Raw genomic sequence first — 13,725 nt, 5'->3', positions numbered from 1 at the left:
GATTGGGGAGGGGGTCAGGTGTCGAGTCCATACCGCAGCAGCGCCTGGCTGTAGCCGCCGTCGATGACCAGGCGCGATCCGGTCACGTAGCGCGAGGCATCGGAAGCCAGGTAGAGGAGCGCCCCGGCAAGGTCATCGATCGCGCCGACCCGTTTCAGGGGAATCCAGGACTCGAAGTTGTGTCGCCCCATCTGCTCGATGACCTCCCGGTTCATGTCGGTCTCGATAGCTCCCGGGGCTATCGAGTTCACCCGGATGCCGTGCACCGCAAGTTCGAGCGCCATCGTGCGGGTTGCGGCCTCGAGCCCGGCCTTCGATGCGACGTACGCGATGTTTCCCGCATACGCCACCTCGTCGTGGATGCTCGTCATGTTGACCACGGATCGGTTTCGTCCGCTCGACAGGAGAGGAATTAAGGCTCTGGTCAGAAGAACGGGTGCTGCGAGATTCACATCGAGCGTTCGACGCAGGATGTCACCGTCGAGGTCCTTCAGCGCACGAGGAACCTCGACGCCCGCGTTGTTGACCAGCAGGTCAAGGCGATCCGTCCGTTCGGCCACGAGACGAGCCAACTGCGCCACTCCGGCATCATCAGAGAGGTCTGCGCGGAGGACCTCCTCCATCGCCGCGACGTCCGACTGACCGGACCCGTGGCGGAGCACGCGTACGCCCGCGGCTTCGAGCGCGGCCGCCAGACCTGCTCCGATGCCGCGGGTGCTCCCGGTCACCAACGCGACAGCGCCCGGGAGGTCGGGGAACGACGCCGTGGTCACAGCACCCCGTACATGCGCAGCGCTTCGGTCGAGCTCATGCCTGCTTCGATCGCCGTCCGGACGACGTTCTCCGTGCGAGCCTTGGCCAACGAGCGCTCGATGACCTCGTCCTCCACGGCAGCCGGAATGACGACGACGCCATCGATGTCACCGAAGATCAGATCCCCCGGCTCGATTTCCACATCGCCCAATCGGATCGTGCAACGGTAGTCGAGCACGGAGGCGCGAACGGCTGCGTCCTGGGCGTATGCGCCTCGGCTGAAGACAGGGAAATCCTGCTGCAGGATGCGCGGGGTATCGCGGTGATACCCGTCGACCACCGCGCCAACCGCTCCACGCTGTCGTGCCGTGGCGGTGAGAATCTCACCCCAAGCGGAACAGGGGATGGTCGCATTCTGTGCGATGTAGATCTCGCCGGCCAAGAGCTGATCGAGAGCCTCCGTGAGCTTGCCGAAGGGTCTCTTCTGCGGACCGGTGACATCCGCGATGAGCACCGGCATCGCCCTGCCCGCCACCTTCATCTCGTCTGTCATTCCTCGGATACCGGGGGGCAGGAATTGGCGCCGGTAGCCGAGGTTGTCCAGGATGTCACCCACGACCGGGGTGTACAGCTCGGTGCGGATCAGGTTCAGACGCGCCGCGTCATCCGCGATCGACCCTGTGCTCGAAATCGTTTCGCCAGCCATGTGAGTACCTTCCATGAGTTCAATCCCCATCACTGAGGGATGCGAGATCGGCGGTCCGGCGCTCACGCCGCTCTGCCTGGATGATCGGGTCGGGATACGGAGACGCCGCAGCCAATCGACGTGTGTACGTGTCCACCGGGTTCGTCGCGACGTCCTCGCTGTCTCCGACCTCAACGAAGACGCCCTTTTGGATCACCGCCGTGCGGTCCGCGATGTGGCGGACGACATCGAGATCGTGGGAGATGAAGAGGTAGGCCACCTGGGTTCGCTGCTGCAGCTCCGAGAAGAGGTCGAGCACGCTTGCCTGCGTCGACAGATCGAGCGCACTGACCGCTTCGTCGCAGATGATCAATCTCGGCGCGCGCGACAGGGCTCGCGCGATTGCGATCCGCTGACGCTGGCCTCCCGAGAACTCTCGGGCCCGACGGCGTCCGGCATCCTGAGGCAAATGCACCGCGTCGAGAAGTGCTCGGACCCTCTTGAGCGCATCGGGTCGGGTCACTTCGGGATCGATAAGGAGAGGTTCGACGAGGATGTCCTCGACCGCCATCGCCGGGTTCAATGAGCTGTACGGATCCTGGAATACGACCTGTATGTCAGAGCTGAGCTCGCGCCGCCGACTGCGGTCAGCGTATGCGATACTCCCGCCGTCCCACAGGATCTCTCCGCCGGTCACGGGCGCGAGTCCGAGGATGGCGCGCCCGATGGTGGATTTCCCCGAGCCGGACTCCCCGACCAACCCCAGGGTCTCGCCTTTCTGAATAGAGAACGAGACCCCGTTCACGGCGACGAACGTCTGCCCTCGTCGCCCAGGGTAGGTGACCTCGAGATCATCCACGCGCAGCAGCTGCTCCGCCGAATCGAGTGTCTTCGCCTCGCGCGGCGGCAGATGGGCGGGCGCCGCCGCCAGCAGGGTGCGGGTGTACGGATCCTCCGGCTGCGCGAACAGTCGCAGAGCCGGGGCCGACTCCCTCACGCGTCCGTCGCGCATCACGACGACGTCGTCACAGATATCGGCGACGACGCCGAAATCGTGGGTGACGAGGACGACTGCGATATCGCGTTCTCGGATGAGTGAGCGAAGGAGATCGAGAACCTCGGCCTGAACGGTCACGTCGAGAGCTGTCGTCGGTTCGTCCGCGATGATCAGCTTCGGATCGCAGGAAACCGCCCCGGCGATGAGGACTCGCTGCGCCATTCCACCGGAGATCTGATGCGGGTAGCTGTCCATGGTTCGATCGGGGTCGGCGATCCCCACTCGCTCCAGCAGTTCCCGAGCTCGGGCGCGTGCGGCTCGCCGCGAGATCCCCAGATGCCGCCGCATCGGTTCGATGAGCTGGCTGCCGACGGTGAAACTCGGGTCGAGGTTCGACATCGGTTCCTGCGGGATGTATCCGATCTCGCGTCCGCGGATCGCGCCGAGCGCGGCCGCACTCTCCTGCGTCAGATCCCGACCCTCGAAGACCGCCGACCCCGAGGTGACGGCTCCACCGGCCGAGAGCAGACCCAGCACGCCGAGAACCGTCTGCGTCTTCCCTGACCCCGACTCGCCGACGAGGCCGAGGACTCGGCCTCGCGATACCGAGAATCCGACGCCGTCGACGACCCGCCGGTCCGCCCCGTCCAGACGGTATTCGATCACGAGGTCGCGCACCTCGAGCAGAGCTCCCTCATCGCGTGACACGGGAGCAGCGGGGGCAGTAGCCCTCGCTCGCCTGGGTCTCTTGGACGGCTTCGCACCGTCGCTGATCAGATCGCGCCCGACGGAGGCGAGAAGAATGAGACAGAGCACGGTGACGGTGATTGCGAGGGCTGGCGGGACCAGCAAGAACGGAGCGTTGTAGATGTCCGTGAACGCGTCGCCGAGCATCGCCCCCCAGCTCGAAGATCCGGTCTCGCCGATGCCGATGAACTCTAGTCCCGCCTGCACGATGATCCCGACGCCAAACAGGAATCCTGTCTGGATCAATGCGACAGGGAAGATCACGCCGAGGATGTGACGGCCCATGATCGAGAAGTCGCCGATCCCCGAGACCTTCGCCGCGTCGATATACAGCTCCTGGCGAACATCGATCACCGCGGCGCGGACAGGGCGGAACATTCCCGGAACCATCAGAACGCCGAAGACAGCCATGATCGGTATCGGGCTCGCTCCGATGATCACGGAGACTGCCAGCAGAGCCACGATCGCCGGAAGCGCCTGGATCAGGTTGGAGATCCAGTTGGCGACGGCATCCAGGGTCCCGCCGAAATAGCCGGCAGCGAGCCCGAGCGGCACCCCTAGGACGAAAGTCACCGCCGTCGCCGTGAGCCCAGCGAGCAGCGAGATCCGGCCACCGAAGAGAAGGCGGCTGAGAACGTCGCGCCCCGAGGCATCCGTTCCGAGCAGATGATCCGCGCTGGGCGCTTGACGGACGGCGGAGACGTCGGCGAAGTCCGGGGATGGCAATCCGTAGAGCGGGGCGAGCACGCAGGCAACGATGATGAGCAGCAGCACCAGGGCGGGGATCAGCATGCCGGGACTCCGCACCAGCCGCTGGGCGGCGGAGCGACGAACGATGGACGCCGTAGCCAAGGTCACGGTGTCGGGAGGGAGAGTCATGAGCGAACCTTCGGGTTGAGCCAGGCGTAGGCGAGATCCATGAGGAGGTTGACAAGGACGACCGCGATCACGACCGTGATCACGGCACCTTGGACGACCGGTTGGTCCTGCTGCGCGGCGGCGCTTGCGGTGAGCGCGCCGATTCCGGGCAGCGCGAACATGTACTCGATCACGACGGCACCGCTGAGCAGACCGACGAATTGCAGGGACAGCACGGTGAGTGCCACCGGCGCAGAGTTCCTCAGCACGTGACGGAGATAGACGGAGCTGTTTCCGAGCCCACGACCCCGCAGGGTGCGGATGTAATCCTGCTGCAGAGTCGCTATCGCGGCGTTCCGGGTCTGCTGTGCCACCGCCGCCGTCGCGGCCACCGCCAGCGCGACGACCGGCAACGTCATCGACCTCGCCCACGCCCCGGGATCATCGGACGGATCCACCCAGCCCGTCGCCGGGAGCAGTCTGAGGTTGATGGCGAAGACGGTGATGAGGACGATCGCCACGATGAAGTTCGGAATGGCGAACCCCAGGACGGCGAACGGCTGAATGGCGCTATCGACCGGTCCTCGGCGCGCCGCAGCCCAAAGCCCGAGACCAATTCCGACGACGCCTGCCAGTACGACTGCGGCGACGGTGATGGACAATGTGACCGGCAGTCTCGTCCCGATGGAGGCAGCGACGGACTGGTTCGTGAACCAGGAGTTTCCGAGGTCGCCGGTGACCGCGTGGCGTAGCCACTCGAAGTACGACGCCAAGATGTTCTGATCCAACCCCAGTTCGGAGCGCTTGGCCGCGATCTGCTCTTCGGTGGCGCTGATCCCGAGGATCGCTCGAGCCGGGTCTCCCGGGCTGAGCCGAGTGAGCAGAAACGACACGAGCGAGACGACGAAGATCAGCACGACGGCCGCGCCGATTCTGCGAAGTACGAAGATGAACATTGGTTACCTCCCCCGCGGAGAGCAGATCGTCTGGCTACTCTCGACGGGATTCGTCATTTGGCCGGCTTGTAGTTGTAAAGGGCTGGGTTCGATTGCTGCGGCTGCGCCGTCACCGTCACATCGGGTCCGACGAATGCCAGGTTGTTTATGACGTAGAACGGCGCGAACCAGGCCTGTTCCACCACGTAGGCTGAGAGCTGCGCGTAGAGGTCATCCTGCTCGGAACCGCTGCTCGCGGCGATGCGCGACAGAAGATCGGCGATCTGAGGATCTGCCACGTGGAAGGGATTCCAACCCCCGGATCCACTGAGGAGCAGCGTGGCGTCGAGCCAGTTCTGCGAGGCCCCCCAGCTCATGAAGAAGGCGGAATAGTCCCCGCCCAGGATCGGGCCGAATCCGGCTGACCCGAGAATTGGCTGGAACTGGGCGTCGATGCCCACTTCCGCGAGCTGCTGGGTGATGATCGGATACACCTCGGGAAGGAAAGTGTCGAAGGAGGGCATCACGAGCGCGAAGCCGTCGGCGTATCCTGCCTCCGCGAGCAGTTCTCGCGCCTTCTCGGGATCGTGGGGGTAGGCATCGTCGAGCGCCTCGTCGTAAGCGCCGGTGCCCGGATAGAACATCTGAGTCGTCGGAGTGCCCTGGGCGAAAGCAACTGTGTCGAGGATGGCGTCACCGTCGATCGCGTAGTTGATGGCTTGGCGCACGCGCTCATCCGCGAGCGCCGGAGTGAGGACGCCGTCACGATCGATCAAGAAGAGCCCCTGCCAATCGCCCGGCGAAGAGACGACGGTCAGTCCGGACGCCTGCGCTTCACCCAGCTGAGACGGCGCGCCGTAGATCGCGTCGACCTGCCCTGTCTTGATGGCGTTCATCCGAGCAGTCGGATCGGTGAGCACTCGCAGATTGACCTCGTCGAAAGGGAAGGACTCGCTGTCGTAATATCCGGGATTCCGCGTGAAGACGTACACATCGCCGCGACGGGTTGCATCGAGGTCGAGGATGTAGGGGCCGGTTCCGGCGGGAATACTGGTGAGTTCGCCGGCCTCGACGTCGGGATTGGTGATCATTCCTGCAACGAGGGCGAGATTGTGAGCGAGCGCCGGGTCGGGTTCGGAGAGGTGGAGAGTCAGTGTCGAATCGTCGACGGCTTCGAAGCTTTCGACAGAGGCGAGAGCACTGGCGCGCGGTCCGTTTGACGCCTTGAAACGCTTGAGCGACTCGATCACCGCGTCGACGGTCAACGGGGTGCCGTCGGAGAACTGGACGTCATCGCGGATCGTGATCTGGAGCACGACATTGCTGTCGTCCACGTACTTCCATGCTGTCGCGAGCATGGGCTGGAGTTCGCCCTGGTCATCGAGCCGGATCAGGGTGTCGTACGAGGGCTGCAGGAACTGCAAGAACTGTCCAACGTCCGATTGTGATGGATCGAAAGAGGCGACATCCGTGATGACACCGATGTCCAGAGCCTGCTCCGTCCCTTCACTGTTCTCCGTTGCGCCGGCGCATCCGATGAGGACGAAGACGAGGGCAGCCGCGACGGCGATTCCCCCGAAGCGAGTTCTTTGGGACACAGCATCCTCCTTGAAGCGTGCATGGCAGCGTTGCCACTTCTCATCCTCTATGACAAGTTGTTATGTGTCAAGTGGCTGTTCGTCCCATCAACGAAGAACGGTGTCGCCGGTAGCATCGGCGGCGGCGAGGTCCGCGCGTCGCGGGGCGTGCTCCCAATCGCCGGGGCCCATGCAGGCGCGAGCGCCACAGAATGCCGCTGTTCGAAGGCGCTCGAGAGCCGACCTCCCGCGGACCCGCTCCGCAAGGTAGCCCGCCACGAATGCGTCTCCCGCCCCGACCGTGTCCACGACATCGACGGGAAACGCCGGCACCTCGAAATATGCGCGGTCGATCATAGCGAGGCACCCTTCTGCTGCCAGCTTGAGCATCACCTCACGGGGACCGAGGGCGGCCATCCCCTCGAGCAGCGATTGGCGCCCTTCAGCTGACGGCACCAGTAGACGAGCCTCGTCCTCCCCTGCGAAGAGAATGGTCGCCCGCCGAGCGATCTCTCGATACATCGGCGCCGGTTCGCGATGCCGTGTGAGGGTGCTGCGGTGGTTGACGTCAAAGGACACTGGCACACCGTTCTGCTCGGCGATGCTGAGAACCTGCCATACTGTCGCTTCCGCGCCAGGCGAGAGCGACGGGGTGATGCCGGTCAGGTGGACGAGGCGTGCCCCGGCGATCCACGCGGGGTCGAGATCGCGGGGAGTGAGCCTGCTCCCTGCACTCCCAGTCCGGTAATAGCGCACGCGCGAGAGTCCCGAGCCCCGGTCCTCTTTGAGCATGAGGGCCGTCGCGCTATCGGCATCGACGATGTCCTGGGTCCGCACGTTCTCCGCTCTGAGTTCGCGAACCACGCGTCGTCCGATCTCATCGTCGCCCACGCGACCGATCCACATCACATCTGCTCCGAGGCGACTCGCTCCGATCGCCACATTGGACTCCGCGCCGCCGACACCGAGCCTGAGGGACCCGGCCATCTCGACCCCGTCCGGCGGCACCGCTCGCAGAAGCCCGAGAGACTCCCCGATCGTGACAATGTCATGCATGTTCACCCTCCGGATCCAACGCGTGGAGCGCGTCCTCGGCGAGGGCGCGGACCTCGGCGTAAAGCGAATCGTCGCGCCTTTTCGGCACGAGCCAGCTGGAGCCGACGGCGAACACGCCAGGATGCGCGAGGAAGTCGTTCGCCGTCTGGGCCGTGACCCCACCGCTCGGCATGAACGACATCCCGGCGAACGGCTGGTGGAGGGCCTCGATCGCCCCGATGCCGCCGATCGAAGCGATCGGGAACACCTTCACATGGTCGAGCCCCGAGCGTCGCGCTCGCTGGATCTCCGTCGCCGTCGCCACGCCCGGCAATGCCAGCACACCGCGCCGACGGGCCGCTGCGACGATGCCCTCGTCGAGACCAGGGCTCACGGCGAACTCGGCGCCGGCGTCCACCGCGGCGTGAAGACTCTCCTCGTCGAGAACGGTCCCCGCCCCGACGTGAAGGATGCTTGCCTCGACGATCTGTCGGATGGCGAAGAGTCCGAGCGCGCTGCGCAGGGTGATCTCGATACAACGGATGCCGGCATCAGCGAGTCCACGGGCGATGGGCTCGACCTCGGACGGATGGTGGATCGTGACGACCGGGACGAGCCGAGATTCACGCAACGCACTCAGCGCATCGCTCATCGGCCGCTGCTCACAATGTGCAGGCCGCCTACAGGGAGCGCGATCGACTCGATTCCCGACGCGGCTGCGGCGGCGGCGAAATCATCGAGCGCTCCCTCGTCGACGTTCTGCGCGAACATGTCGTAGTGCATCGGGACGGTGACTCGCACGTGGCAATCCTGGGCAAGACGCACCGCTTCGAGGGGACTCATGTTCCCCGCGAACCCCATTGCCGATCGATGCGGGCTGCGCCCGTTGATCGGCACCAGAAGGAGATCGACGGGCTCGCCGCGGAGAGCCGCACGAATCCGCCCATGATCGCGGGCGTCGCCGAGATGAGCGACCCGGACGCCTCCCTCGCTCACGATCCACCCCAGGTAGGGATGCCCGTCCGGCCCTTCGTCGAAATCGTCGTGGGGTACGGCGAACGATTCGACGCGCAGGTGGCCGACGCGGATGTCGAAGCCGTCATCGAACAAGAGGATGCGATTCGATTCCCAGCCCAGCCCACGCAGCGTTGCAGCACTCGGGCCCGGTGCTGCGATCCGAGCTCGGGGATTCTGTCGCGCGAGCGTTCGGATGGTCGGAGGATCGAGGTGGTCGAGGTGGTCGTGACTGCAGACGATGAGGTCGATCATGTCGATTTCGACGGGGTCAAGCGGACTGCGCGTGAGCCGGCGGTGGTCGAAAGGAGCGTCGAGCACTGCTTCGCAATGGTTGCTGAGATAAGGGTCAATGAGGACGGTGCTCCCCGCGAAACGGAGCACGACGCCCGATTGACCGAGACGCCAGACTGCAACGGACCCCGGATCAGGCACGGTCGTGCGGATCTCCCGCGCAAGCGCCGTGCCCGCCAACACGGGTTCGATCATGGTCACCATGATCCCCGCCCGCTTCGGCGACGCTCATTCGAAGCCCGTATTCGCTCGACTCCCTGTCGGGGTATCGGCAGTATCAAGACACTGATCACTGGAATGTCCTCACGATCGGGAGAGTTGCGGCCGGAGTTAACTTATATGAGAATCAGATAAGTTGGCAACAAGACGTCACGCCTGTGATGAAGGCCAGACGAGGGGGTCGAGACATGTCGTCACTCCGACGAAGCTCGCTGACTGAGCAGGCCGCCGAGGCGATCGTCGAGTTGATCGATGGGCGTCGCCTTCGCGATGGAGACGCGCTCCCGCCGACATCCGAGCTCGCCGAGATGCTCGATGTGAGCGTTCCTGTGATCCGGGAGGCGATCGCCGGCCTCGCTGCGATCGGCCTGCTGAAGCGGCAACAGGGTCGGGAGACCACCGTCTCCGTTCCTGGTTCCTCTCACCTCGCACAGTTGCTGTCGTTGCGCGTCGCAGGCGTCGAGATCGAAGACGAGCGCCTGCAGCAGTTCCGAGAGATCGTGGAGGTCGGCAACGCTCAGCTCGCGGCCACGCACCGGACCGACGACGACCTGATCGCGATGCAGACAGCCGTCGACCAGATGCGCACCGTGCGTGACTCCGAGGAGCTGCACGCCGCCGATGTCGCCTTCCACGCCGCCGTTTCACGCGCCACCGCCAACGATCTGTGCGAGCTCACGCTCGAAGCGCTCGAACCGGTGCTCCGCCGTCTACGCCGACGGGTGTGGAGCGGATGGGTGGGCACCGGCGGCAGCCTGGACAGCATCGTGGAGGCGCATGTGTCCATCCTCGATGCCATTCGGCAGGAGGACGAGAGGTCGGCAGCACGGGCTATGGCCGACCACCTCGCCCAGGCTCGCACCGGGTTGGAAGCGCCCGACGCGACACGTCCTCACTTCTCGAAGTGATGATTTGCCGATCAGCGCTCTACGGAGGTGGCTGACTCCCAGATCCTCTCCGCCGCAGCGACGACGTCTGCCGCCACCAAGAGCGAGTCACCCTGCGGCTCCGAGATCACGGGCGTGTGGGTCTCCGCCCATGCCGCCCCGAACCCGTACCAATCGATCGGCGTCGTCTTCTCCCCGCGCATCGCGCGACGCACCTCACCGAACCACAAGCGCCACCGAGCGCCGTAGTAGTCACCGACCACTCCGGCCCAGTTGCGGTTGGCGTACTCCATGAGCATGGCCGAGTCCGCGTAGCCCCACGTGGTGATGAGGCGCCGCACGTCATTCGCGAGGCGCCGCTCCTCCTCATCGTCCCCCGCCGACTGAGCGACCTGTCGGAGCCAACGACCGAGAAGGAAATCCTCCTGAGTGGCGAGCAGACGCTCCTGGAGCTCGATGAGTTCGAGGAACTCCCCGACGGAGGCGTCGTATCTCTCCAGGTCGTCGTCGCCGTGCGCCGTTTCGACGGCCCGGAGCACGACGCGCGCGAGATCGTCGATCACCTGACGTCCGATGTCAACGAGGTCGTAGGCGTAAGCGGGCGTCGCCGGGAGTTCCTCACCCGCGTCCACGAGCAGGCGCAACGCGGGCAACAACGCGAGGTCTTCGTACGGCAGCGCCCCCGGTCCCACCGTGCTCGCCTGGGTAGCTCGAAGGCTGGGCACGGCGGCGATGATCGAATCGGTTCCCGCGTAGTACTCGAACATCTCGAACTCCTTGGCGGAATCGTCGCTCATCGGAAGAGGAGTCGAGGACGACATCACCATGGGTACCGCGGCGTCCACGGGCTGCCCCGTGCGCGCCAGGAACGATTCAGAAGAGGGCGGGCCCGAGCTGGATGCACGCCAGGTCGAGTACGCGGTGTCACGGAGCAACGACCACGCACGACGCGCTCCGTCATGACTCGAGCCGTAGCGGGAGACCACCCAGTCGTCGAGCCACGTGTCGAGATCGATCGACGTAGACGTCCAGGTCATATCGGAGAACAGATCCCAGACCACGGGGTTGTTGGACACGCCTTCGGCCATGTTCGTCAAACCGATCGGCTGGTCCTCGCCGCGCTGTGCAAGAGAGTCCGGGATGGCAGCGATCGCAGCGAGGTCGCCGTAGAGCCCGTGTCGCCCGCCGAAATTGGGAAGGATTCCATGCACATAAGGCACGCCGGAGAAGCCACTCTCGCGATTCCATCCTTCGCCGGTCAGATCGAGCACGACCAGATGCGAGGAGTCGGCGGCTCTGAGAAATTCCTCGCGAGGATTCGCCGCCCACGCCTGCGCGAACCAGACGTATTCGGGGTTGGCCCTCCGCATGGCGGCCTCGACGCCGCGGGTGGCGTCGGCGATGCTCGCTCCTCCGACCCGTCCACCTTCATGCAAGAGATCCACAGCCCACATCGAGGCGCCGTCGAACAGCTCGGCCTGAGCCGCATAGAACCGGTCGGCGACTGCGGCGTATTCGGCCCCGTCACTGCGAAGCCAATCCGGGCGCTGGGGGCCCGCCACATCCATGAACCACAGTCCCTGGGGCACGATCTCGGCACCGGCGTTGCGCACGTCGAAGTCGCGCGGAACACTGCCGCTGAAACCGGGGAGGATAGGAGAGATTCCGAGTTCTCGCATCCTCGCCAGGACACGACGACCGAGGTCGACCCGATGTTCCACGAGTCTGCGCGACACTCCCCCGGACATGTACTGCACATTGTTGAGCCACTGCCACGCCTGGTGCGATGGGGGCACGATCCATGCGAGGACCTCGTCTTCGGTATATCCGAAGCGGGTGAAGGTCTCCATCCACACCGCTTCCTGTCCGAGAGTGAGATGCGCTCGATTGACCCCGCTCGCTGCGAGCAGATCGAGCTCGCGCTCCCAGGACGCCCAATCGGCGTAGGGGTCGGTGTATCCAGCGACGGTGAGGTTGTATGCCACTCGGTGCGGGTAACGCGTCACTGCCGTGGTCTGCTGCTGCAGTGACCTCATAGGCGACGCGGCGCGAGTGCCGTAGCGCGATACCGCTCCGGCTCCAGTGAGCCTCGTGTAGCGAGTGTAGGCCGACACACCAGCAACCACGCTGCTCGCGGATATCCGCAGCGCGCCCGCGTCGGAGGTGGAGATCGTCCAGCTCTCGTCGGCCGGATCGAGCTCCATAGTGACCTCGAGATCGGCTCCGGTGGGGCCTCCGAGCCGGGCGATTGCTTCGCGAACCGCATTCTCGCGCTGGGTGAGATCTGCACGTGTCATTCTGTTTCCTTCAACGTTTCGATGATCGCGTCAGTGGTCAAGGCCGGCGAACTCGCAGGACAGCGAGAGCACCGATGAGGGCGAAGGCGCCGCTGAGAGCGAAGAGCGCCCGGTACCCGCCCAGACTGGTCACCGCCACTGAGGCGACGAACGGTGCGATGACCTGCGGCAGGTTCAAGGCGATGTGGAAGACGCCCATGTCTCGACCGCTGTCTCCCGTCCTCGGCATCGTGATGGCGGCGAGCGCCAGGTCGACACCGAGATACGCACCGAAGGCCAGCCCGAGGACCGCGGAGTGCACGAGCATTCCGGTCCATGTCGGAACGAAAAGCGGAATGAAGACGGCGAAGGCGAGAAGCACCCCCGTGAACAGCACCCATCTCTTGTGCCGTCCGAACCTGTCGACGAGCGGACCGATGACGAGAGAGGTGACCACGAGCGTGCCGAGGTTGATGGTCGTCATGGTCGCCACCCCCGCAGCCGGAGTGATGTCAGCAGGCATGGCGATGTAGTCCTGCAAGATGTACAGGCCGTACACGCTCACCATGTTGTATCCGAGATAGAGCACAGCACGCGCGATGAGCACCCAGCGATAGTCCCGATCGCGCAGGCTGGAGAAGATCGATGAGAAGGACCGCAAGAGAGGGTCGCGTCGCTTGGCCTCGACCACCGCAGCGTCGGAGGCTGGTTCACGCACAAGGACGGCAGCCACGGTGGACGCGACGACGAAGACGGCGATGAGGATGACGTACGCCACGACCACGTCACTGATCAGATTCGCTCCGATCTGCACACCGATGATGCTGCCCACGGGGAGACCCAGCCCCTGCAGGGCACTCGCAAGCCCGCGGCGATTGAGGGGGACGCCGTCAGCGATGACGGCGAGGATCACGTTGAGGCCGATGTTCAACGTGCCCTGGACGAGGAACCATCCGATGAGCAGCAGCGGCACCGTCTGCGCCGTCCCCAGAAGGAGCATCGCGGCAGCTCCGGCGAGCCCTCCGAAGAAAATCCACGGGGTGCGGCGGCCCCACCGCGACCGGGTGCGGTCGGAGAGCAGTCCGACGATCGGGGGGACGCTCACCGAAGCAATAGCGCTGATACCCGTGATGAGCCCGAGGGTGGATACGGCATCGGCGCCGGCCGCGATCTGAACTTGGCTGGGGAGGAGCACCGAAAGGATGCCCGCGATGGCGGCGTAGCCGCCGATGTTCATCACGATGAGTGCGATGAGAAGCGGGACCGTGCGACGGGGCTTCGGCCCCGTCGCTGAGTCGGCAACCGCGGACGAGGGGTTCTCGGACATCTGGACGATCCTTCTTCAGTTCTCGCAAGAGGCAGCAGGATGAATGCCCGGCGCGCTCGTCGGACGTTTCGAGTTTCGCACTAGCTAGTTCGATTGTCAAACAAGATACTATGCTTATCGT

General features: G+C 64.9%; 11 protein-coding genes. 1 reads left to right on the top strand and 10 read right to left on the bottom strand.

Translation table 11 applies throughout. The annotated features are described in order from the left end of the window. Nucleotides 1-14: 14 nt before the first annotated feature. The 8 genes from ACQ4LY_RS08325 to ACQ4LY_RS08290 form a co-directional block, all read right to left on the bottom strand. Complete coding sequence (locus tag ACQ4LY_RS08325) at nucleotides 15-773, bottom strand: SDR family NAD(P)-dependent oxidoreductase (protein WP_431075547.1); 759 nt, start codon at nucleotides 771-773, stop codon at nucleotides 15-17. Further along, nucleotides 770-1,525 carry an RraA family protein gene (locus ACQ4LY_RS08320; RefSeq protein ID WP_431075546.1) on the bottom strand — a complete coding sequence of 252 codons (756 nt, stop codon included), beginning with the start codon at nucleotides 1,523-1,525 and terminating at the stop codon, nucleotides 770-772. The genes ACQ4LY_RS08325 and ACQ4LY_RS08320 overlap by 4 nt, the downstream gene beginning before the upstream one ends. Beyond that, on the bottom strand, nucleotides 1,479-4,061 hold the full coding sequence (locus ACQ4LY_RS08315; protein WP_431075545.1) for a dipeptide ABC transporter ATP-binding protein: 2,583 nt from the start codon (nucleotides 4,059-4,061) through the stop codon (nucleotides 1,479-1,481). Before ACQ4LY_RS08315 ends, ACQ4LY_RS08320 begins: the two co-directional genes overlap by 47 nt. Continuing rightward, nucleotides 4,058-4,996: an ABC transporter permease gene (locus ACQ4LY_RS08310; RefSeq protein ID WP_431075544.1), complete on the bottom strand. Its 939-nt coding sequence runs from the start codon at nucleotides 4,994-4,996 to the stop codon at nucleotides 4,058-4,060. The genes ACQ4LY_RS08315 and ACQ4LY_RS08310 overlap by 4 nt, the downstream gene beginning before the upstream one ends. Nucleotides 4,997-5,049: 53 nt before the next feature. After that, nucleotides 5,050-6,333 carry an ABC transporter substrate-binding protein gene (locus tag ACQ4LY_RS08305; RefSeq protein WP_431075655.1) on the bottom strand — a complete coding sequence of 428 codons (1,284 nt, stop codon included), beginning with the start codon at nucleotides 6,331-6,333 and terminating at the stop codon, nucleotides 5,050-5,052. A 327-nt stretch (nucleotides 6,334-6,660) separates the two neighbouring features. Continuing rightward, the gene (locus tag ACQ4LY_RS08300; RefSeq protein WP_431075543.1) at nucleotides 6,661-7,608 is read right to left on the bottom strand and encodes a sugar kinase; all 948 of its coding nucleotides are present in this window, start codon (nucleotides 7,606-7,608) and stop codon (nucleotides 6,661-6,663) included. Beyond that, entirely contained in the window at nucleotides 7,601-8,239 is a 639-nt protein-coding gene (locus ACQ4LY_RS08295; RefSeq protein WP_431075542.1) for a bifunctional 4-hydroxy-2-oxoglutarate aldolase/2-dehydro-3-deoxy-phosphogluconate aldolase, read from the bottom strand. The genes ACQ4LY_RS08300 and ACQ4LY_RS08295 overlap by 8 nt, the downstream gene beginning before the upstream one ends. Then, entirely contained in the window at nucleotides 8,236-9,090 is an 855-nt protein-coding gene (locus tag ACQ4LY_RS08290; RefSeq protein ID WP_431075541.1) for an MBL fold metallo-hydrolase, read from the bottom strand. The genes ACQ4LY_RS08295 and ACQ4LY_RS08290 overlap by 4 nt, the downstream gene beginning before the upstream one ends. A gap of 212 nt (nucleotides 9,091-9,302) precedes the next feature. Between ACQ4LY_RS08290 and ACQ4LY_RS08285 the strand changes: the two genes are divergently transcribed. After that, a complete protein-coding gene (locus tag ACQ4LY_RS08285; protein WP_431075539.1) occupies nucleotides 9,303-10,022 on the top strand; it encodes a FadR/GntR family transcriptional regulator in 720 nt (239 codons plus the stop codon). Between the two features lie 11 nt (nucleotides 10,023-10,033). Here ACQ4LY_RS08285 and ACQ4LY_RS08280 read toward each other — a convergent pair whose 3' ends face one another. Together ACQ4LY_RS08280 and ACQ4LY_RS08275 are read right to left on the bottom strand one after the other, a co-directional pair. After that, nucleotides 10,034-12,298, bottom strand: coding sequence for an alpha-N-acetylglucosaminidase TIM-barrel domain-containing protein (locus ACQ4LY_RS08280; RefSeq protein ID WP_431075538.1), 2,265 nt, complete (start codon nucleotides 12,296-12,298; stop codon nucleotides 10,034-10,036). A gap of 37 nt (nucleotides 12,299-12,335) precedes the next feature. Then, entirely contained in the window at nucleotides 12,336-13,604 is a 1,269-nt protein-coding gene (locus tag ACQ4LY_RS08275) for an MFS transporter (RefSeq protein WP_431075537.1), read from the bottom strand. Nucleotides 13,605-13,725 lie beyond the last annotated feature (121 nt).

This window comes from Microbacterium phyllosphaerae, from assembly GCF_050628115.1.
GTDB classification, from domain to species: Bacteria; Actinomycetota; Actinomycetes; order Actinomycetales; family Microbacteriaceae; genus Microbacterium; species Microbacterium phyllosphaerae_A.
Note: the sequence above shows the minus strand (reverse complement) of the source record. Positions and strands in the feature narration are given on the sequence as shown.

Coding starts and splice junctions, on each gene's coding strand:
- ACQ4LY_RS08315 (WP_431075545.1), bottom strand. CDS start 4,061: ATGACTCTCCCTCCCGACACCGTGACCTTGGCTACGGCGTCCATCGTT.
- ACQ4LY_RS08310 (WP_431075544.1), bottom strand. CDS start 4,996: ATGTTCATCTTCGTACTTCGCAGAATCGGCGCGGCCGTCGTGCTGATC.
- ACQ4LY_RS08305 (WP_431075655.1), bottom strand. CDS start 6,333: ATGCTCGCGACAGCATGGAAGTACGTGGACGACAGCAATGTCGTGCTC.
- ACQ4LY_RS08300 (WP_431075543.1), bottom strand. CDS start 7,608: ATGCATGACATTGTCACGATCGGGGAGTCTCTCGGGCTTCTGCGAGCG.
- ACQ4LY_RS08295 (WP_431075542.1), bottom strand. CDS start 8,239: ATGAGCGATGCGCTGAGTGCGTTGCGTGAATCTCGGCTCGTCCCGGTC.
- ACQ4LY_RS08290 (WP_431075541.1), bottom strand. CDS start 9,090: ATGATCGAACCCGTGTTGGCGGGCACGGCGCTTGCGCGGGAGATCCGC.
- ACQ4LY_RS08285 (WP_431075539.1), top strand. CDS start 9,303: ATGTCGTCACTCCGACGAAGCTCGCTGACTGAGCAGGCCGCCGAGGCG.
- ACQ4LY_RS08280 (WP_431075538.1), bottom strand. CDS start 12,298: ATGACACGTGCAGATCTCACCCAGCGCGAGAATGCGGTTCGCGAAGCA.
- ACQ4LY_RS08275 (WP_431075537.1), bottom strand. CDS start 13,604: ATGTCCGAGAACCCCTCGTCCGCGGTTGCCGACTCAGCGACGGGGCCG.